Origin of the sequence: Psychrobacter sp. AOP7-B1-24, from assembly GCF_052376215.1 — a bacterium.
GTDB lineage: Bacteria > Pseudomonadota > Gammaproteobacteria > Pseudomonadales > Moraxellaceae > Psychrobacter.
This window is the reverse complement of sequence record NZ_JBQSVL010000193.1, coordinates 1-805: the sequence shown is the minus strand read 5'-3', so window position 1 is coordinate 805 and position 805 is coordinate 1. Positions and strand designations below refer to the sequence as shown.

Below are 805 nucleotides of genomic sequence, written 5' to 3'. Positions count from 1 at the left end.
AGCGGCGAGGCCATCTGCTCGCACCATGACACTATGACTACCCAGCTGCTGCGTAGTCATCTGTAATGCATTGACGCTGTCTTGACCTGATTGTATGGAGGATTGGATCTAGCTATAGGTCAGTGGTATTTGGTGGCAATAAGGTATGATGTTTTCATGAGGTACCTTATTTTAGTTTTGTGTAACGAGTTTTAAAATTGTTGAGACATTTTTGTGCATAAATAACCGCTGACATCTTTAATGATGAAAGCGGTTGTTTATGACATATTCAGAAAGAATTATAGTTCTGTTTAGGGGTAAAAGATTTTTAGCTATTTGGGTGATAAACTAGACCTCATATCATCCGTCCTAAATTAGTTGATCACTACAAACGCAGTCACAAGGGCTAGCGATGACTTATGCAAGATATATAATGTAATAATTTTAAATATAATTAAATGTATTGAAAGAAAGTTATTTTGTCTTTTCAATATAGTAGGAATAGTTGTCACCTTCCAGATAATAGCTCATGTCTATAAAAAATTCATTTTCATCAGTTTTTCGAATCGTACCAAATTTTTTGACTTTTTCTATGTCATAAATCTCAATGCTATTATTATCAACTGGCTTTATATAACACCTTAAGTTCTTGTCTGTTTGGTATCCCTCCATACTAATTTGACAATTTTCTTCAAAAATTATCAAGTTATAAAAGACACCAACACCAGTGCCAAGGTCTTCATCAGTTTGGTAATTGTTATACTCGTATGCACCATAAAATTGAGAAACGTAATTTTTGGAAGTGTTTGAGATACTATAGTCAGAT

1 protein-coding gene is annotated in these 805 nt (G+C 33.7%); it reads right to left on the bottom strand.

Annotated elements, in window-relative coordinates; all coding sequences use genetic code 11:
- Window positions 1–453: 453 nt before the first annotated feature.
- Window positions 454–805, bottom strand: a 352-nt coding sequence (locus tag ACT3QP_RS14950; RefSeq protein WP_444526047.1) for a DUF5991 domain-containing protein, incomplete at its 5' end; no start/stop codon positions are given.